The organism is Gammaproteobacteria bacterium (assembly GCA_015709615.1).
In the GTDB taxonomy this organism is placed as follows: domain Bacteria; phylum Pseudomonadota; class Gammaproteobacteria; order Burkholderiales; family Nitrosomonadaceae; genus Nitrosomonas.
In genome coordinates, this window is the sequence record CP054179.1 from 1,883,189 (window position 1) to 1,903,600 (window position 20,412).

Sequence of the window (20,412 nt, forward strand, 5' to 3'; positions counted from 1 at the left end):
ACATTGTTGCATTTATCTCAGTATGTCTCATCAATTTCATCATAGCGCAGAAGATTTGATCCGGCACAACGGCGGAAAGGTAACCACGGGCAGAGTCGGAATCCTGGCTATTTTGCTTGCCGAGCAGCATGCTATCACCCACCGGGAAATCGAGCAGCGCCTGCCGCAAACCTTGCAATTGGACCGGGTGACTTTGTATCGCGTGCTGGAATGGCTGGCCGGGAAAAATCTGATCCACAAAGTGAGCAGTGGCGACCGGGTGTGGCGCTATCATGCCAACCGCGATGTGTCATCGCATCAGCACGCGCATTTTAAATGCACCGGTTGCGCGCAAGTAATTTGCTTGGAAACATTGCCGGTGGAACGCGATTGGTCGTTGCCGGCCGGTTACCGTTTCCAGGAAATTGAACTGACCGTGAAAGGTCTTTGCGCCAACTGCTGCTGACCATGATACGCAAAAGCTTCTTTCTCTTTCTGACATTGGCTTTATTGGCTGTGCCGGTATTTTTGATGGCGCACGCATTCACGCATTATGCGCAAACCGATGTGCTGGAAAGCGCCGGAAGCGAAAATGATGCCGGCGTGGATCTGGATGAGATTTGCTTCGATTGTATTGCGCTGACTGCGCTCAATTTTATTTTAATCGCGCCGGGATTGTGTCTATGCAATTCGGCAATCCGCCGCCGCTTGTCATTATTCGTACCGCAACCTCATGCGCAAGGCAATGCGCTTCCCTATTTCTCGCGCGCGCCGCCACTGTAGCTTCTTCGATTCCTCAAGCGGTTAATCCAAGTCTGACTTCGTATCGCACAGTCGATTGATTGTTGCGATCTATTTTGTTTGCTTGCGATTGATCAGCTTCATTGGTGCAACCCAGTTGCACGACTGACACCCATATCGAATGAGGCAAGCCCAATGAATTATTCTCATCATGAATTGTATGATGCAAGGCGGCTGCGCGATCGCTGGCAATTTAAGCCGGCCGCTGCGGCGCTGCTGATATTGTTGCTGGATGCGCCGGATAGCCACGCGCAAACCACCAGCAAAGATGTCGAACTACCCGGCGTCGTGATTGCCGCCCCGGCCGCCAGTTCTTCTGAATCTGTCGGATTCAAGGCGGATGCCGTCGTGCAAGGCGATCGTCTGCGCCGGAATCGCGCGGCCAATCTTGGCGATACGCTGTCGCACGAACTCGGTGTTTCTTCCAGTAGTTTTGGTCCCGGCGCCGGCCGTCCCATTATCCGAGGACAAGATGGTCCGCGTGTGCAAATACTGGAAAACGGCATCGGCACCGGGGATCTTTCCGTCATCAGTCCGGATCATGCGGTGGCAACGGAAACCCTCAGCGCCTCGCGCATCGAAATATTGCAAGGCCCGGCAACCTTGCTGTACGGCAGCGGCGTTTCCGGCGGCACTGTGAATGTCATCAATGCGCGCATTCCGGATCGCTTGTTTAAAGCACCGCAGGCCAATTTCGAAGGGCGCTTCAATTCCGCGCTGGAAGAGCGCAGCGGCGCATTGAATGCGTCCGGCAGCATGGGCAAAATGTCATGGTATCTCGAGGGAAACAAGCGGCTCACCAGCGATGTGCACATTCCCGGCCGCGCCAATGTGCATGATCCTAACAGCGACGTCGGCTTTATCAGAAATAGCGCCATCGACACCAGCAATCTATCGGCCGGTAGCTCTTACGTCGGCGAGCGTGGGTTTATCGGCATTTCGGTATCCCGATTGGATAATCTCTATGGCATTCCGGGGCCGGAAGGGTCGAAAATCGATATGGGTCAGACCCGGTACGGTCTGGCCGGTGATCTGGACAATCCGCTCAAAGGGTTTGAGCAGCTGAGAATCCGCTTCAATTATAACGATTACCGCCATAATGAACTGACCGAGCATGAGATCGGCACCCGGTTTAAAAACAGAGAACAGGAAGGCCGCGCAGAATTGGTTCATGCACCAATAGCGAACTGGCGAGGCACAATGGGTATTCAACTGCAAAACCGCGATTTTTCCGCTAAGGGCGATGAAGCGTTCGTGCCGTCCAGCGTTTCACAATCGGCCAGTATCTTCATGCTGGAAAAGCGCGACTGGCAGCGATGGCAGTTCGAGATAGGCGGACGCTTTGAGCATGCCATGCATAATCCGCAAGGCGCTCTGCTGCAAACCCGGAACTTCGATCTCTATAGCGTTTCCGCTCGCAGCGTATGGAAATTTATCGAAGGCTATCAACTCAACTTAACCGCCACGCGCGGGCAACGCGCGCCCAACACCGTTGCACTCTTCGCCAATGGTTTTCATGTGGCGACCAACACCTTTGAGCAGGGAAACCAGACGCTCGGCAAAGAAACTTCCAATAATTTCGATATTGCATTGCAAAAAACTTCAGGGATACTCACGGGTAAAGTCAATTTGTTTTACAACCACGTCAACGATTATATATTTCAAAAGAGCCGTGATAGTAATGGCGACAGACTTGCGGATCGCGTCGATGCGGAAGGTGTCTTGGATAATCAAGGCGCTTTTTTGGTGCAGGATTATGCGCAAACGAACGCGAAGTTTTATGGTTTGGAAGCCGAGGCCATTGTCGCTGTTGTGCCTGATATGCTGAATGTGCGGTTTTTTACCGACATCGTCCACGGCCGGCTGAAGAATAACGGTAATATCCCGCGTATAACGCCGCAACGCTTTGGCTTCGATCTCGATTTGAAGAAGAATGCCTGGTCTGGCAATTTTAACCTGACGCGCGTCGTGCGCCAGGATCGCGTGGCCGTGCTGGAAACTGAAACACCCGGCTATACCCTGATGAATGCCGAAATGGGTTATCACATGAAGCTTGGTCGATCGGTTAACTATACGCTTTTCCTGCAAGGCCGGAATTTGCTCGACAGCGACATGCGCGTGCATACTTCTTTCTTGAAGGATATTGCGCCGCTGCCGGGTCGCGCTATTGTTGCAGGTGTTCGAGGCGCTTTCTAAAGAAGCCGTTCAATAAAATCCGGTGTTTGTTTTCCAAGACCTGAGGGTGCTTGCAGAATAGCCTTTTGGTGTTACTCTGCGATACCCATAATCACTCATGATATTTTTAATTGCAGCCTACCCATAAGATTTAAATACATGGTCAGATGGCTTAAATATTTTTTTCTCGGCACTTTTACCGGCCTGCTGGGTGTGATCGTTTATTTGTCACCCGCCGGTTTATGGCTGGAAGAGAGAGTGGGTTTAAGCACATTATTTCTTTTACGTGGCGCGATCCAGGCGCCGTCCGATGTCGTTGTCATCGCGATCGATCAGCCTTCGGCCAGTCAGCTTAATCTGTCCATTAAGCCGCGATTATGGCCACGCAATCTTCATGCGCAATTAATCACTCAACTGGCGGCGGCAGGCGCGAGCACCATCATTTTTGATCTTATTTTTGATACACCGAGCGACATACCGGAACAGGATGAAGCGCTAGCGAATGCCATTAAAGCAGCGGATCGTGTGGTATTGGTTGAACGGCTGGATTATGAGGATTCCGCGCTTCTGAACCAACATGATAACGCGGCTCAGCACCACTATATTCGTGAAGGCGCTGCGCAACTGCTACCGTTGGTTGCCGATGCGGCAAAAGCGCGTGCGCCTTTTATTTTGCCCAAAGTGGAAAGGGTTCATCATTATTGGACGTTTAAGTCGAACGCCGGCGACATTCCCACAGTGCCGGTCGTTGTTCTGCAGTTATATGCATCCGCGCTATACGGCGACTTTGTCCGGTTGCTCAACTTGTCAAACCCGGAGCTTGCGGCGCATTTGCCTGTTCGAATGGATGACGCGGATATCGAAGATCTGATCCTGACGCTACGAAATATGTTTGTCAGCAGCCCGCAATTAGCATCTCAACTGAAAGAGAATCTGGATCGCGACAATCGTTTAAAGGTGGAAGAAAAAAGAGTAATGCGTTCGCTGCTGGAACTCTACTCCGGTGATCAAATCCGCTACCTGAATTTTTATGGTCCGCCACGTAGCATAAAAACCATCCCCTACTATCAGGCGTTACAGTTAGATACAGATAACCGGGATCATCAATCAGAGCGAGAAAATTTAAAAGATAAGATTGTTTTCGTCGGGTTTTCGGGTACTACGCAATCCGAACAAGATATTGTCCGGGACGATTATCCAACGGTATTTTCCAATCCGGACGGGCTTTACATCAGCGGCGTAGAAATCACCGCTACGGCTTTCGCTAATTTACTGGAAAATAAACCGATCAGGCCACTATCAACCGCTGGCAATTTGAGCATTCTGTTTCTATTTGGTTTTGCCATAGGGTTGTCGGCACAAATTTTAACCACCCGGAAAACTATCGTTCTCAGCCTTCTTCTTCTCTGCATTTATACATTCATTGCCTACGCTTTCTTTAAGAATGCCATGATATGGCTACCGTTCATCATCCCGGCTGCGCTCGTTTTGTTTACATTAATGCTGGTTTGGGCATTAAAGGTTCTCGCGCTTGAGGAGTTTATCGGTATAGCCGGACCAGACCAAGAACTGGATGCGATTATCGAGAAATATCGTGGCGTTTTCTCGGGTACATGCTTAACAACCGATATTGCAGGCTATACGACACTGGCCGAAACCATGAATCCCTCTGCGCTTGAGAAGCTGATGACTAATTATCGCGCAGCATTAAAGAATCCTATTGTTCAGCATCATGGCAGGGTTATGGATACAACAGGGGATTCTTCACTTTCCATCTGGAATAAAAAATCAGAAAATCCACACGCAGCAAAGCTTTTCGGTTGGATCAAAAAAACACCAAGCCCTGCTGACAGGTCTCGTGCATGCAAAGCGGCGCTTGATCTCAATGCCGCGATTGCGCGTTTTAACAAAATGAATAATCCACCGCTTCCAACCAGAATCGGTTTGCATTTTGGCGGCATGTCTTTAAACAAAAGCGATGGCACTTATCGTGTTACAGGCGATGTCGTCAACACAGCCAATCGGATTCAAGACGCCAATAAAATTTTCAAAACAAGCATTCTGCTGTCGGGTGATGTCATCGAAGGGCTGGATGATTTTCTGGTACGCCCGTTGGGGAGCTTTCCCCTACCGGGAAGAATTAAACCGGTTGAACTGTTTGAACTCATCGCATACCGGCAATCTGCCAGTAAGCAGCAACTATGGCTGTGCGAAACCTTCGCAAACGCTTTAAACGCTTATCAACTAAAAAAATGGCGTGAGGCCAGCCGATATTTTCACGAAATTCTGAGCGTATTCCCATCGGACGGCCCTACACATTACTTTCTGCCGCTGTGCCAAAATATCAAAATGAATCTCCCGCGGCTTCTTGGCCTATTCTCGAAATAGACAGCAAGTAATTCCTGGGATGTTTACACAAAAATCAAAAACAAAGTCACGAAGACTACACTGTGAGAAATATCACAGACAAAAAATAGCCCCATAATTAAAATTTCAACTGGGTTTGATAAAAGTCATATTTCCTAGCTAGTTATAAGATCACCCATTTCGTATAATGAAAATATGCATAAAGTAAGTCGCTTAATATCCAGTTTTTTATAAATACTCACTCATTATTCGTCAATTAGTCTGACGAATAGAAAGAAGACCAAGAATGAAAATAGGCTGGGCGATTACGATTTGTTTATATCGGAGAAAACTCCCGGCAATGGTGTTCACTGTCCTTACAGTGACTTGCTGGATGACTTTAATAACCAAGTCGCAAGCAGCGTCGGCTTGCAAAACAGAAGTGGCGCGCGTGGTATCGATGCAGGGAGTAATCGAAATACGCCGGGCTCAAGAAAATGCCTGGCAACAAGCGGGCATGGATATCGTTCTTTGCGCAGGCGATATGATCCGCGCCCGCGCGCAAAGCCGCGCGGCACTGCGCTTAAGCAACGACAGTATGCTGCGTCTTGACCAGAAAACCAGTATCACATTTCCGCAACTGCAAGAAGAGAAAGGCACATCGCTGCTGGACTTGCTGGAAGGTGCAATCCACATCATCACACGTACCCCCAGACCCTTTAAAATCAGAACACCCTTTGCCAACGCCAGTGTGGAAGGAACAGAATTTTTTGTCGGTCTTAAAGCGGATACTACAGAAGTTATTGTATATGAAGGTAAGGTATCGGTTAGCAATGAACTTGGAAGTTTGCTTCTTAACGACCATGAGGCAGCTATTACACAAAAAGGACAAGCGCCGCATAAAGAAATTATCATTCGTCCGACTGATGCGGTGCAGTGGGCATTGTATTACCCAGCTATACTGAATTACTGGCAGCGCAATGAAAACGGCAATGGTGATTTGATTCGCAAGGCAAATCATTTACTCTCTTCCGGGCAGGCGGAAGAAGCCAAGGAAGTTATCCGGCAAATTCTGCAACTCGAACCTGATAATAGTGCCGCGCATGCGCTGCTGGCCATTATCTCGGTAGTACAGAATGAAAAAGACCAGGCACTCGAACTGGCCAACAAGGCAATCACATTGGATCAACATTCTGCTGCTGCGTATTTAGCGCTTTCCTACGTGCAACAAGCACAATTCGAGATTGATTTAGCACTTGAAAGCGTGCAAAAAGTAGTCGCACTGGATGCGAAAAATGCACTTGCTTGGGCAAGGCTGGCCGAATTGCAGATGTCATTAGGCTACCAGGATCGTGCATTAGACGCGGCACAGCACGCGGTAAGTTTGAATGCCGATCTGGCTAAAACCCAAACAGTATTAGGCTTTGCGTATTTACTGCAGATCGATACCCAATCAGCAAAAACTTTCTTTAAACAAGCCATTGCACTTGATCAAGCCGATCCCATGCCAAGGCTTGGATTAGGAATTGCTTTGATCCGTGAAGGCAGCTTGGAAGCCGGGCGCATCGAACTGGAAATCGCCGCCAGCCTCGATCCAGCGAATTCTCTTATCCGCAGCTATCTGGGAAAAGCCTATTTTGAGGAAAAACGCTATCCGCTCGCCGGTACTCAATTCGATCTCGCCAAAGAACGCGATCCCAAAGATCCTACGCCGTGGTTTTACGATGCCATTCAGAAACAAACGCAGAACCGGCCGGTAGAAGCGTTGCGGGATATTCAGAAATCGATTGAACTGAACAATAACCGTGCGGTATATCGATCGAAATTTCTGTTGGATCGCGATGAAGCGGCACGTGGTTCCAGTCTTGCGCGTATATTTGAAACTCTTGGATTTGAACGGCGCGCAATTATGGAAACCGCAAAGTCACTGAGCTTCGATCCATCCAATCACTCGGCGCATCGGTTTCTTTCAGATACGTACGCGAACACGCCGCGGCATGAGGCTGCACGTGTCAGTGAACTGCTACAAGCCCAGCTTCTACAGCCCATCAATGTCAATTCTGTACAACCGCATATGGCGGTTGCAGATCTCAATATCATCACTAACACAGGCCCGTCAAATCCAGGGTTTAATGAATTCACACCATTGATGGAGCGCAGCAAACCGCAATTGGTTACCTCAGGGGTTGTTGGAAATAATGGTACTTTGGGAAATGAATTAGTATTCTCTAAGTTCAATGAACGCACATCGATCAGCCTGGGGCAGTTTCATTATGAAAGCAAGGGCTTTCGTAGTAATAATGATCAGAACCATGATGTATTGAATGCATTCGTGCAGCACGCGGTAACATCTAAATTGAATTTGCAGGCTGAGGTTCGGACTCGCTCGACACATCACGGTAATCTGCTGTTGGATTTTGATCGTGATACAAATAACTCTAGAGCCCCTCAAAATAGATTTCGTAGAGAGATTGATCAAAATACTGCACGAATTGGTGCAAAGTATGATTTAGCTGTTAATCAAAATATTTTATTATCCGGACTATATGCTGATAGGGAAAGTAAGAATATAGACCCTGATTCCAATACCCCCAGCAACTACGAAATATCAGCCAAGAACGAAGGGTATCAAACCGAAATTCAGTATCAACTCCGCAACTCTAATTTTAGTATTATAGCTGGCAGTGGAAACTATGATCTTAATGTGAATCGAAGTTCGTTAACTAGAAACTTGATAATTAATCAGATTTTTAATCCTAAAAAACAAAATTTTGATATAGATAAAACAAATGGGTATCTATATTCAAATTTAAATTTTGGTTCCAATCTGAATGCGACTTTAGGCTTTAGCTATGATACTTATAAAGAAAAAGGATTAGAAATTGATCGATTCAATCCCAAAGCAGGCCTGCAATGGAACATTGTTAGTAGTTTAAGGTTACGCCTGGCTTTTATTGAAGCTGTTAAAGCTCCTTTAACAACCAACCAAACCATTGAACCAACTCAGATTTCCGGTTTTAACCAACTGTATGATGATATCAATGGTACCCAATCACGCCGAATCGGTATAGGACTGGACGGACATTACAAAGAAAAAGTTTTCAGTGGTTTTGAAATCTCGAGTCGGGATTTACGAGTTCCTTCGTTTTCAACAGACAATGTGTCCATTGATGATCAAAAAGAAAAAATTTATCGTGCATACTTATATGGCGTTTCTAGTAACAGATTGTCAGTAAAAAGTGAGATTCAGTTTGAACAATTTTCTCGTGATGAAACACCATTAGGGCTTCACAAAATAGATACGCTGAGCATACCTATCAACCTCAATTATTTTAATTTTCACGGATTGTTTTTTAGTCTAACCGGTACTTTTGTACGACAAGAAATAGATCGTAAAGAAATTTCAAATGAAAAAAATCAAAAATTTTTTCTTGTCGATGCGTTGCTTGGCTACAGACTCCCAAATCGCAGGGGGATAATTAGTTTGGATGCTAAAAATATTTTTGATCAATCTTTTTTATTTCGAAATATTCACTTTCAAACTGCAGAACCTATAAACCCGATGTATTTGCCAACAAGAACAATTTTCACACGTTTAACCTTAAATTTTTAATAGGAGAATCAAAATGTACAAAACCAGAAAATCGTTATTATCTTTAACCGCTTTGTCCGTAGCGATGCTACTTTCCGGTTGTCAAGCAGTAGAATTCCATAAAATGCATTCTGGCAATATGACTCCGCCCAGCACGCATCCTTTACCCCCCGGGATTGCAAAACAGTTAGAACAAATAGGGGGGGATAATGTTGGTTTCGTTGCTTTACACGATGTTAAAACAGGTAATGTAAGGCTTTTACTACGCGAAGATGAAGAATATAGAATAATAAGTGGAAGGGAAAAAGATGAGATTTTATCAAAACCTAGAACAGAGGAAAAAAAATCAATAATCATCGTAGAGACCTTCAGAGTAAATCCGAAGTGCCAGCTTATCACTATTGATGGTTCATCTATCCTTATGTGTAATCACATCAAATAAAAATGACTCTTAACTTATCATTTTTAAGTTGTTTCATGGGCATGTTGAGTGCCGATGATGAGTGATTGCCGAAGCTGATGTCCATTTAATGTATTACTGGGGCATATCCTAAATAGCTATGGTCAAATAGTCCAACAACAAAATCATCTTGCATATAGTGATTATGAAGATAGACAGCTTCATCAACGACCTTGTTTACTAAACTTTCTTCGGTCCATGTAGGATCAGTAATAGGGTCATTTAGAGTATCTAAAAGTAGTGTCTGAAAATCCTCAGGATTCCCGTTTTTCGGGAATCCGCTAATTTGACTGAGTTCTGTACTATCCAAACGAGAAAACATCCTTATCAATGTGCCATAAAAAATGGATTTTATATTCTCATCCGTTGCAGCTATATTGCCTAATTGCGATATGCCCAATTCATCTGCATCATAGATTTTATCTTCGGATTGGAAATCATACCTATCTGTAAATGGAAAATTATATTCTGACGGAAAATCTACCAAAGGCTGAACTTTCGCTCCGAGTGATGCATTCGATAAAGCTCCAATATTTTCATTAAACCCAACCAAACTTTCAAATGAGCCTATATCTGTATTAAAAAGGATACTGGTATGATCCAATCTTTCCGGAACAAGACCGGCATTTTTAAAATAGTCATTAATTACACTGTCTGAAACACCAGTTATTTCATGTAGCATCGACTTTGTTACCCCATGCTGTCGCGCTGCTGTAAAAATTATTTCTGGTTGGTTGACATTGGCGAAAATAAAATTAAAAGCTTGTTCTACTGTTACACCCAATTTAGCCAAATGCTTTTCTGCTGAGATGAATTGCTTTGTTGACATATTAACTCCTTATTACTAATGATATTGGCTCTATTCCAAAATAGCGAGGGTTGATTGGCAATAAGAAACTTTCTTTTATTCTAGGCAGCATTGGGCTTATGATTTTTTAGCGCATCTCATTCTAGTGGCAGCATCATAGGCCCAACCAGGCCTTGTCTTCAATGTCTAATAAGGCGATTATTGGAATAAAATAAATAAAAAAAGCACACCAGATTTCTGATGTGCTTTTTCACAAGTCACTCCCTGATTACAGCTATTACAGCAATGGGATAATCAACAAGGCTACAATGTTGATGATCTTAATCAATGGGTTAATCGCTGGACCTGCGGTGTCTTTGTACGGATCACCAACAGTATCGCCAGTTACAGAAGCTTTATGAGCCTCACTGCCTTTGCCGCCGAAGTGTCCGTCTTCGATATATTTCTTGGCATTATCCCAAGCACCGCCACCTGTGGTCATGGAGATCGCAACAAACAAACCGGTTACGATAGAACCCATCAATACACCACCCAATGCTTGCGGCCCCAGAATCACACCCACCAGCAGCGGAATCAGCACCGGCAATAACGAAGGAACCATCATTTCCTTGATCGCGGCTTTCGTCAGCATATCAACCGCACGGGAATAATCGGGCTTACTTGTACCTTCCATAATACCGGGAATTTCTTTGAACTGACGGCGCACTTCGATAACCACTGATCCAGCTGCACGTCCGACTGCTTCCATCGACATGGCACCGAATAAATAAGGAATCATGCCGCCGATGAAGAGACCGATAATGACCATGTGGTTGGACAAATCAAAAGTCAATTCATGTCCGGCGTGCTCCAATGCATGGGTATAGTCAGCAAACAATACCAGCGCAGCCAAACCGGCGGATCCGATCGCATAACCTTTGGTCACTGCTTTGGTAGTGTTACCGACAGCATCCAGCGGATCGGTAATTGCGCGCACCGAATCAGGCATTTCCGACATTTCGGCAATACCGCCTGCGTTATCCGTAATCGGACCGTACGCATCCAGTGCAACGATAATACCTGTCATCGACAACATCGACGTTGCTGCAATGGCAATTCCATACAAACCGGCTAACGCATAGGCCAAAATGATACTGATACAAACAGCCAGTACAGGCGCTGCGGTTGCACGCATAGAAACACCCAGACCAGCAATGATGTTGGTTGCATGTCCGGTCGTAGAAGCTTCAGCGATGTGCTGGACAGGTTGATAATCGGTTGAAGTGTAGTATTCGGTAATGACCACCATCAATCCCGTCAACACCAGACCGATCGTTGCTGCCAGGAAAATACGCATGACCAGCATACCGCCCGCAACTTCAGTACCGTCAATCACCAGCGACATGTCACCCATAAACCATACGGTAACCGGTAAGTACGCTACCAACGCAATACCGCCTGCTACCATCAAACCGCGATAGAGCGCACTCATGATAGTGCCGCCGTCACGCATCTTGACATAGTAGCAACCCACGATAGAGGCAATAATAGAAACGGCACCGAGCATTAACGGATAAACGACAGCGCTGCCTGCATTGGCAGTGAACAATAATGCACCTAATAACATGGTCGCGATAATCGTAACCGCGTAGGTTTCAAACAAATCGGCCGCCATCCCTGCGCAGTCACCGACGTTATCGCCCACGTTGTCCGCAATAACCGCCGGGTTGCGTGGATCATCTTCCGGAATACCGGCTTCCACTTTGCCCACCAAATCCGCACCGACGTCCGCGCCTTTGGTGAAAATGCCGCCACCCAAACGCGCAAAAATCGAAATCAGCGATCCGCCGAATGCAAAACCAATCAGCGGTTTGATGACATCGCTGACCGCCTGATCGGGATTGGCGCCGTCGAACAACATGGCGCAGTAGCCAGCAACACCCAGCAAACCTAAAGCCACCACCAGCATTCCGGTAACGGCGCCGCCTCTGAAAGCAATCGCCAGGGCTTCATTCAATCCGATACTCGCAGCTTGCGCGGTACGTACATTGGATTGAACCGATACGGTCATTCCCAGGAACCCCGCAGCACCGGAAAGTACAGCGCCTAAAGCAAAACCAATCGCCGTATCCCAGCCAAGCGCCACCCACAGTGCAAGAAATAAAACCGCGCCCACCATGCCGATGGTCATGTACTGACGTTTCAGATAAGCAGAAGCGCCTTCCTGAATCGCTTTAGCAATATCCTGCATACGTTGGTTGCCCGTTGATTGAGCAAAAATCCCCTTAATCCATATCCCACTGAATATCAGGGCTACAATCGCACTACCAATTGCGATAACTAAACCACTAGACATAAACAAACTCCAATTAAAGTCAGACCACACAAAAAATCACATGCAGAATCCCGGCCTAATTAATTCCACATTATTAAACACTTGTCCCAAAATAAAATCCGGATGTATTTTATCCGTTCTTGCTCCTTGCGTGCAGCAAATATTTATGAAATTTAGATTGTTAGATGATTGAATTCAAATTGTTTGACTTCCGTACAACACCAAACACAATCGCAATCTTAATTATCATCAAATTTTGAATTCACTCAATTTTTTTGCAACCGCAACATTTTTGAGCCGCACATAATCCGGCAGGCCATCCTTATACGGCGGATAATCTTCGCCTTCGATCAACGGCGCCAGGTATTCGCGGCATGCTTGGCTGATGCCAAATCCATCTTCGCTGATGAAATCAGCCGGCATCATCTTTTCAACATTCGCCACGCTGGACAGCTGCGCCATTCCCACCGACCATTTGTAAGGTGAGCTTGATTCACGCACGATAGTAGGCATTACTGAGTTGTGTCCCGCCAAGGCGTATTCCACGGCTGCTTTACCCATCGCATAGGCTTGTTCGACGTCGGTTTTGGAAGCCACATGGCGCGCTGCGCGCTGTAGATAATCCGCAACACCCCAGTGATACTTCAAACCCAAACCGTCTTTAATGATATTTGCCACCACCGGAGCCACGCCGCCTAACTGCGCATGACCGAAGGCATCGCGCAATCCTTGATCGGACAGGAAATTACCATCGGCGCCTTTAACACCTTCCGATACTACGACTGAGCAGTAACCGTAGTCTTTGACATAACGGTCTACTTTGGCAAGAAACTTCTCTTTGTTAAAGGTAACTTCGGGGAATAAAATCACAATCGGAATCTCGCAATCCGGGCTGGAAGCCAAACCGCCAGCAGCTGCAATCCAGCCCGCGTGACGCCCCATCACTTCGAGTACAAAAACCTTGGTGGAAGTTTTGGCCATGCTCGCCACGTCAAAGCTGGCTTCACGCGTGGAAACCGCAATGTATTTGGCTACCGAACCAAAGCCTGGGCAGCAATCGGTGATCGGCAAATCGTTATCGACGGTTTTGGGAACATGGATTGCTTGAATTGGATAATCAAGCGTGCCCGACAATTGCGAAACCTTCAAGCAGGTATCAGCCGAATCGCCGCCACCGTTATAAAAAAAGTAACCGATGTTGTGTGCCTTGAATACTTCGATCAGGCGTTCGTATTCCCGGCGATTCTGTTCCAGGCTTTTTAATTTGTAGCGGCAGGAACCGAATGCACCGGACGGGGTGTAACGCAGCGCAGCAATCGCGGCCGCCGAATCTGCGTTGGTATCGATCAGATCCTCGGTCAACGCACCAATAATCCCATTGCGTCCCGCATACACAGTACCGATTTTGTCGGTATGCTGCCGCGCCGTTTCCAGAACGCCCGCAGCAGAGGCGTTAATCACAGCCGTAACGCCGCCAGATTGGGCATAAAATGCATTTTTTATTGCCATATTTTTCTCCTGATTAATAAATCGTAAGTAAGCTATTGTTATTCCATTCAGTCTGCACGCGCAAAAACTCAGGTGCGACTCGTCGCATCCTGAGTTTTAACCTGCTTTATGAATCAAAAAAGAAGCTGCTAGAACTTATTTTAATGCTGCCAAAATCAGATCGCGTATTTCTTCAACTGTGCCGATGCCGGCTATTTTGATATAACGAGGTGCGCCCTTTCCGCCATTCGCCGACCATTTTGAATAATACTCAACCAATGGCTCAGTTTGCTCATGGTAGACCTGCAAACGTTTCCGGACAGTTTCTTCCTTATCGTCATCGCGTTGTATCAGCGGCTCCCCGGTGACATCATCCTGCCCATGCGTTTTGGGTGGATTAAAATCCACATGATAGGTACGGCCTGATGCGGGATGTACTCTACGGCCCGACATACGCTTCACAATTTCAGCGTCCGCAACATCGATCTCGACCACGAAATCAATCGGCACACCGGCTGCTTTCATTGCATCGGCTTGTGGAATCGTGCGCGGAAAACCGTCAAACAGAAAACCCTTGGCACAATCAGGTTCAGTAATACGTTCCTTGACTAAATTGATAATAATATCGTCGGAAACCAATCCGCCTGTATCCATTATCTTCTTGGCCATAATGCCCAGTTCAGTCCCCGCTTTTACAGCGCTGCGCAGCATATCTCCCGTTGAAATTTGCGGAACACCGAAATGTTCCTTAATATAATTGGCCTGCGTGCCTTTTCCGGCGCCAGGACCGCCTAATAAAATGACTCGGATAATGATTCTCCCTTTATTACCAATTTACTGAAAGCAGTGACGTAATTATTATTTATGTGCGCCACTTCAACGACATCATGCGATTATATCGCAGGCAAGCCGGATACTCGAGTTTTTTACTATGCTAATTTTTGTAAAACCAAATAATTTCATAATAACCAGTTACGTTAATACAATATAGGTTATGCGATAATCTGCACCGACTCTTAACAGGAAAAATTATGGATGAAAACAGAAGTAAAGCGCTTGATGCCGCATTAGCCCAAATCGAAAAACAATTCGGTAAAGGCTCCATCATGCGACTCGGGGCTAACGATGTCGCTTATGACATACAAGTCGTCTCTACCGGCTCGTTGGGACTCGATATCGCCTTGGGTGTCGGCGGATTGCCGCGCGGGCGGATCATCGAAATTTACGGGCCTGAATCATCCGGTAAAACGACGCTGACGCTGCAAGTCATCGCCGAAATGCAAAAATTAGGCGGAACCGCAGCTTTTATCGACGCAGAGCACGCGCTCGATCCGCAATACGCGCAAAAAATCGGCGTCAATGTCAAAGAACTGTTGATTTCACAGCCCGATAACGGCGAACAAGCGCTGGAAATCGCCGACATGCTGGTACGTTCCGGCTCGGTCGACATCATCGTGGTGGATTCCGTCGCCGCGCTCACACCGCGCGCGGAAATCGAAGGCGATATGGGCGATCCGCAAATGGGATTGCAAGCCCGGCTGATGTCGCAAGCATTACGCAAACTGACCGCCAACATCAAACGCAGCAACACCATGGTCATCTTCATTAACCAGATCCGCATGAAAATCGGCGTCATGTTCGGCAACCCGGAAACGACAACCGGCGGTAATGCGCTGAAATTTTACGCCTCCGTGCGTCTGGACATCCGCCGCACCGGATCAATCAAAAAAGGCGAAGAAACTATCGGTAACGAAACGCGTGTGAAAGTCGTGAAAAATAAAGTCGCACCGCCGTTCAAACAAGCGGATTTCGATATCCTCTACGGTGAAGGCATTTCGCGCGAAAGCGAAATCATCGAACTGGGCGTATTACACAAACTGATCGACAAATCCGGCGCCTGGTATGCGTATCAAGGCGAAAAAATCGGTCAGGGCAAAGACAATGTGCGCGATTATCTGAAAGAACACAAAGAAATGGCGCAGGAAATCGAGCAGAAAATCAGAGCCATCGTCGGTATTGCCGATTATGCCAAACCGGTTAAAGAAAAAGCCGAGAAAGAACGAATCGATAAAGAGCCATAACCTGCATGGACACACGCTCCCCCTTGGAAATTCGCGCACTGCGCTACCTGGCGCAGCGTGAGTACTCACGCCGGGAGCTGGAGCAAAAACTTTCCGCCCGCAAAGATTCTGGTGTAACGGCAGAGCTGGCAGAGTTGACCGAGGTACTGGATAGACTGGAGCAGCAGGGTTTTCTTTCCGAACAGCGCATGGTCGAGCAAGTCGCCCGGACGCGCCGCTCCCGTTTCGGCAGTCAGCGCATCATTCATGAATTAAAAGCCAAGGGAATCGACGATCATTTGATCGACGGTATCCGCCCGGCACTCAAAGAAAACGAATTGGAAGCCGCGCTCAACATCTGGCGCAAGAAATTCGATCATCCGCCCGCCACACGGGAAGAACGCGCCAAACAAATACGATTCATGATGAACAGGGGTTTTTCCATGGAAACGATACAACGGGTTTTATCACAAGCTAACGAGGAAAACGCATGAGCAAACAGCTTGCGCACATACTGCTGATGCTGGCAATTCTGGCTTTCAGTCATCCGGTTCTCGCCGGTGGAATCACGCCGATCCAGGAAATCAATGAAGCTCCGGCCAATTTTGACGGCCGGGAAGTCAAACTGAAAGGCATCCCGAAAAATCCTACGCGCTTACCGCTGGTCAATCTGAAATCTTATGTGCTGGAAGACAGCAGCGGCGAAATTACCGTTCTCACCGAACTCGATCTTCCCAAAATGAATGAAGAAATCACCATCCGGGCCAAAGTAAGAAGCCTGGCGATTGTCAAAGGCGAAGCGGTTGGCTTGACTGTGACCGAACTCGAACGATACGAATCAATACAAAAACTATGAAAAGCAGCGAAATACGACAAAAATTTCTCGAATTCTTTGCATCACACGGCCATGCCGTCGTCGCATCCAGCCCGCTCGTACCGGGCAACGATCCCACTTTATTGTTCACCAATGCCGGCATGGTGCAATTCAAAGACGTGTTCCTCGGTCAGGACAAACGCCCTTACGTGCGCGCCGCCAGTTCGCAGCGCTGCGTGCGCGCAGGCGGCAAGCACAACGATTTGGAAAATGTCGGCTACACTGCGCGGCATCACACCTTCTTCGAGATGCTTGGCAACTTCAGTTTCGGCGATTACTTCAAACGCAACGCCATTTTGTTTGCCTGGGATTTCCTCACCAACACGCTCGAAATCCCGCGCGAAAAATTGTGGGTTACGGTGTATGCCGAAGACGACGAAGCCGCCGACATCTGGTTGAACGAAGTCGGCGTCGAACCGGCGCGCGTGGTGCGCATCGCTACCATGGACAACTTCTGGCAAATGGGCGATACCGGACCTTGCGGCCCCTGTTCGGAAATATTTTACGACCACGGCCCGGACGTGGCTGGCGGCCCGCCTGGCTCTCCTGATGCCGATGGCGACCGCTACATCGAGATCTGGAATCTGGTGTTCATGCAGTACAACCGCGACAGCGCCGGCGTGCTGCACCCGTTGCCAAAACCGTCAGTCGATACCGGCATGGGACTGGAGCGCATTTCCGCCGTGATGCAGCACGTGCACAGCAATTACGACATCGATTTGTTTCAAAGTCTGATCAAAGCCGCTGCACGGGCAACCGGCACCAGCAATCTCACCGATAACTCGCTCAAAGTCATCGCCGATCATATCCGTGCGTGCTCGTTTTTGATTACCGACGGCGTCATCCCCGGCAGCGAAGGCCGCGGCTACGTGCTGCGCCGCATCATCCGCCGCGCCATCCGTCATGGTTACAAATTGGGACAAAAACAACCCTTCTTTCATCAACTCGTGGAAGATTTGAGTCAAGTGATGGGACAAGCATATCCGGAACTGACCGCCGCCAAAGCGCGCGTTGCAGCGGTGCTGCTGCAAGAAGAAGAGCGCTTCGCCGAAACGCTGGAAAACGGCATGCAAATTCTGGAAACCGCGCTGAGCCAGAAAATCAAAGTGCTCGACGGTGAAACCGCGTTTCGCCTCTATGACACGTTCGGTTTCCCGATCGATCTGACCGCCGACATCGCCCGTGAGCGCGGCATCACCGTCGATCAAGCCGGTTTCGAACAAGCCATGGCGCGTCAGCGCGAACAAGCACGCGCCGCGAACAAATTCGCGATGCAGGAAGGGCTCGACTATAAAGGCGGTCAAACCACGTTCTACGGTTACGATACGTTGCAGCACGAAGGGCAGGTATTGGCGATTTACAAACAAGGCAGCGCGGTCGATTTCGTCGAAGCCGGTGACGAAGCCGTGGTGGTGCTCGACAAAACACCTTTCTACGCCGAATCCGGCGGGCAGGTCGGCGATTGCGGCGAATTGCTCGCCGCCAACGGCACTTTCGAAGTCACCGATACGCAGAAAATCCAGGCCGGTGTGTTCGGTCACAAAGGCTTGCTGCGTAGCGGCCGGTTGGTGGTTCGCGATAGCGTGCAAGCCCGAGTCAACCCGCAAACCCGTGTCAGCACCGCCAACAACCACTCCGCCACGCATTTGCTGCACGCTGCGCTACGTAAAGTGCTCGGCACCCATGTCACGCAAAAAGGCTCGCTGGTCGATCCCAACCGGTTGCGCTTCGATTTTTCGCACAATGCACCGATGAGCGCCGACGAAATCCGCGAAACCGAGCGCCTGGTCAACGAGCAAATCCGTAACAACTGCGTGGTCGAAGCCGCGTCAATGAAATACGACGACGCGATCAAACGCGGCGCGATGGCGCTGTTCGGCGAGAAATACACGGATGTAGTACGCGTCATCGGCATGGGCGAGTTCTCCACCGAACTCTGCGGCGGCACGCATGTGCCGCAAGTCGGCCAAATCGGCCTGTTCAAAATCGTCGCCGAATCCGGCGTCGCCGCCGGTATCCGTCGCGTTGAAGCGGTGACCGGAAAAGGCGCCATCGATTACATGCAGCAACGCGAAGCGCAACTGCTCGAAATCGCGCACGCGTTAAAAGCCAACCCACAGGAAGTCACGCAAAAAATCGCGCAAATCATCGACAACGTGCGGCAAACCGAAAAAGAACTGGCGCGCCTGAAAACCAAACTCGCCAACTCGCAAGGCGCCGACCTGGCATCGCAAGCGCAAGACGTCAACGGCGTCAAAGTGCTTGCCGCCAACCTGGAAAACGCCGACGCCAAAACCCTGCGCGAAACGCTCGATCAACTCAAAGATACACTCAAATCCTGCGCGATTGTGCTCAGCACCATCAGTGACGGCAAAGTGACGCTGATCGCCGGTGTTAGCGCCGACCTCACCAGCAAAGTCAAAGCCGGAGAACTGGTCAACTTCGTCGCGCAACAAGTCGGCGGCAAAGGCGGGGGGCGGCCGGACATGGCGCAAGCGGGGGGAACGCAACCGGAACGGTTGCCGGAGGCACTTGGAGGGGTGAAGGATTGGGTTGAGAGAAAATTCACGGCGTGATGGCAATATTCGCGATTGGAGACCAGGCCCCGTGTTGCGTACAAGATTATTGGACAAAATGTCCTATATATTAAGCTAGGAATTCCGGTGCCGAAGCTGCCTGAACCCGAAGACCTCAAGATGTTGCGACATCGATTTTCCAGAACAATAGAGATATGGGTCGCCTACAACGCATTTCTAAATCGAGAGGTCTTTGTTGGAAGCGACAAGACATGCATCAACGACGTTGTCGTATTTCAGACAACTCATACCCTTCTTGTCGCGTACTACTCGTTTGTCTATAGCCTGTTCGACCCTAGTGCGGTCGATTTCAAAGGCATAACAGAGAAGACACTCTCCCACCTACCGCAAGATGCACGAGAGGCGCGCGACATTGTCTTGGAGCAGTGGGAGAAGATTAAAACCCCAATCTCAATAATCCGCAACAACATCGGATTCCACCAGTCTCCCAAACAGAAGGGCGCCAGCCGTGGATATGAGAACTACGGAAACGTTCATCCCTATTCGACTGAACTAATTATGCAGGCGCTGCGAGTGTTCTTTCGGAGAGTGGATTCCGTATTTGAATCAAGCGAGCCATATGGAAACAAACCTGCCGAGATCGATACCGTTGTGCTGATGGATAGAGTCAAAAAACTGGAGCAGCACATCGCCGCTCATCCACATGAAGAAGTTTTCAAAGATCTTAATGTGCTATTCAAAGATTCCTAACTTTTCGTTCGAAAGGATACTGTAGCACCTACGAAGGGGCCAACCCGCAAGACGGAAACCCGTTAAGGCGTTCCGCAATATCGGATGTATACTATTTATCGGCTTTTGGCCAAGCGCCTTATCAATCCAAAAATGGCGTTATGGAAGCTGTTCCATGACACAGCAAGTTACAAGAGTCGAGTCGCTGATAAAAAATTCCGAAAAGACTGGATGCAGAATAATAATCAA

At 48.3% G+C, this 20,412-nt stretch carries 15 protein-coding genes; 11 read left to right on the forward strand and 4 right to left on the reverse strand.

Annotated features, from left to right (window positions below; all coding sequences use genetic code 11):
- Nucleotides 1–22: 22 nt before the first annotated feature.
- The 6 genes from HRU77_09150 to HRU77_09175 all read left to right on the forward strand — a co-directional run bounded on the left by HRU77_09150 (nucleotide 23) and on the right by HRU77_09175 (nucleotide 9,335).
- Nucleotides 23–445 (forward strand): transcriptional repressor, encoded by a 423-nt coding sequence (locus HRU77_09150; GenBank protein QOJ20843.1) that lies wholly within the window; start codon nucleotides 23–25, stop codon nucleotides 443–445.
- A 2-nt stretch (nucleotides 446–447) separates the two neighbouring features.
- Nucleotides 448–762 (forward strand): hypothetical protein, encoded by a 315-nt coding sequence (locus tag HRU77_09155; protein QOJ20844.1) that lies wholly within the window; start codon nucleotides 448–450, stop codon nucleotides 760–762.
- A gap of 153 nt (nucleotides 763–915) precedes the next feature.
- On the forward strand, nucleotides 916–2,976 hold the full coding sequence (locus HRU77_09160; GenBank protein QOJ20845.1) for a TonB-dependent receptor: 2,061 nt from the start codon (nucleotides 916–918) through the stop codon (nucleotides 2,974–2,976).
- A 138-nt stretch (nucleotides 2,977–3,114) separates the two neighbouring features.
- On the forward strand, nucleotides 3,115–5,343 hold the full coding sequence (locus tag HRU77_09165; GenBank protein ID QOJ20846.1) for an adenylate/guanylate cyclase domain-containing protein: 2,229 nt from the start codon (nucleotides 3,115–3,117) through the stop codon (nucleotides 5,341–5,343).
- A gap of 265 nt (nucleotides 5,344–5,608) precedes the next feature.
- On the forward strand, nucleotides 5,609–8,914 hold the full coding sequence (locus HRU77_09170; GenBank protein QOJ20847.1) for a TonB-dependent receptor: 3,306 nt from the start codon (nucleotides 5,609–5,611) through the stop codon (nucleotides 8,912–8,914).
- A 13-nt stretch (nucleotides 8,915–8,927) separates the two neighbouring features.
- Nucleotides 8,928–9,335, forward strand: coding sequence for a hypothetical protein (locus tag HRU77_09175; GenBank protein QOJ20848.1), 408 nt, complete (start codon nucleotides 8,928–8,930; stop codon nucleotides 9,333–9,335).
- An 85-nt stretch (nucleotides 9,336–9,420) separates the two neighbouring features.
- Here HRU77_09175 and HRU77_09180 read toward each other — a convergent pair whose 3' ends face one another.
- The 4 genes from HRU77_09180 to adk all read right to left on the reverse strand — a co-directional run bounded on the left by HRU77_09180 (nucleotide 9,421) and on the right by adk (nucleotide 14,773).
- Nucleotides 9,421–10,182: a hypothetical protein gene (locus HRU77_09180; GenBank protein QOJ20849.1), complete on the reverse strand. Its 762-nt coding sequence runs from the start codon at nucleotides 10,180–10,182 to the stop codon at nucleotides 9,421–9,423.
- Nucleotides 10,183–10,438: 256 nt separating this feature from the next.
- Nucleotides 10,439–12,496, reverse strand: a complete 2,058-nt coding sequence (locus HRU77_09185; GenBank protein QOJ20850.1) for a sodium-translocating pyrophosphatase — start codon at nucleotides 12,494–12,496, stop codon at nucleotides 10,439–10,441.
- Between the two features lie 228 nt (nucleotides 12,497–12,724).
- Nucleotides 12,725–13,984, reverse strand: a complete 1,260-nt coding sequence (locus HRU77_09190; protein ID QOJ20851.1) for a 6-phosphofructokinase — start codon at nucleotides 13,982–13,984, stop codon at nucleotides 12,725–12,727.
- A 135-nt stretch (nucleotides 13,985–14,119) separates the two neighbouring features.
- Nucleotides 14,120–14,773, reverse strand: coding sequence for an adenylate kinase (gene adk, locus HRU77_09195; GenBank protein QOJ22119.1), 654 nt, complete (start codon nucleotides 14,771–14,773; stop codon nucleotides 14,120–14,122).
- A gap of 221 nt (nucleotides 14,774–14,994) precedes the next feature.
- Between adk and recA the strand changes: the two genes are divergently transcribed.
- The 5 genes from recA (at nucleotide 14,995) to HRU77_09220 (ending at nucleotide 20,184) form a co-directional block, all read left to right on the forward strand.
- A complete protein-coding gene (gene recA, locus HRU77_09200; GenBank protein ID QOJ20852.1) occupies nucleotides 14,995–16,044 on the forward strand; it encodes a recombinase RecA in 1,050 nt (349 codons plus the stop codon).
- A 5-nt stretch (nucleotides 16,045–16,049) separates the two neighbouring features.
- Nucleotides 16,050–16,517, forward strand: coding sequence for a recombination regulator RecX (gene recX, locus HRU77_09205; protein QOJ20853.1), 468 nt, complete (start codon nucleotides 16,050–16,052; stop codon nucleotides 16,515–16,517).
- Nucleotides 16,514–16,879, forward strand: a complete 366-nt coding sequence (locus HRU77_09210; GenBank protein QOJ20854.1) for a hypothetical protein — start codon at nucleotides 16,514–16,516, stop codon at nucleotides 16,877–16,879. Before recX ends, HRU77_09210 begins: the two co-directional genes overlap by 4 nt.
- Nucleotides 16,876–19,473, forward strand: a complete 2,598-nt coding sequence (gene alaS / locus HRU77_09215; GenBank protein ID QOJ20855.1) for an alanine--tRNA ligase — start codon at nucleotides 16,876–16,878, stop codon at nucleotides 19,471–19,473. The genes HRU77_09210 and alaS overlap by 4 nt, the downstream gene beginning before the upstream one ends.
- Before the next feature lie 87 nt (nucleotides 19,474–19,560).
- On the forward strand, nucleotides 19,561–20,184 hold the full coding sequence (locus HRU77_09220; protein ID QOJ20856.1) for a hypothetical protein: 624 nt from the start codon (nucleotides 19,561–19,563) through the stop codon (nucleotides 20,182–20,184).
- Nucleotides 20,185–20,412: the final 228 nt, after the last annotated feature.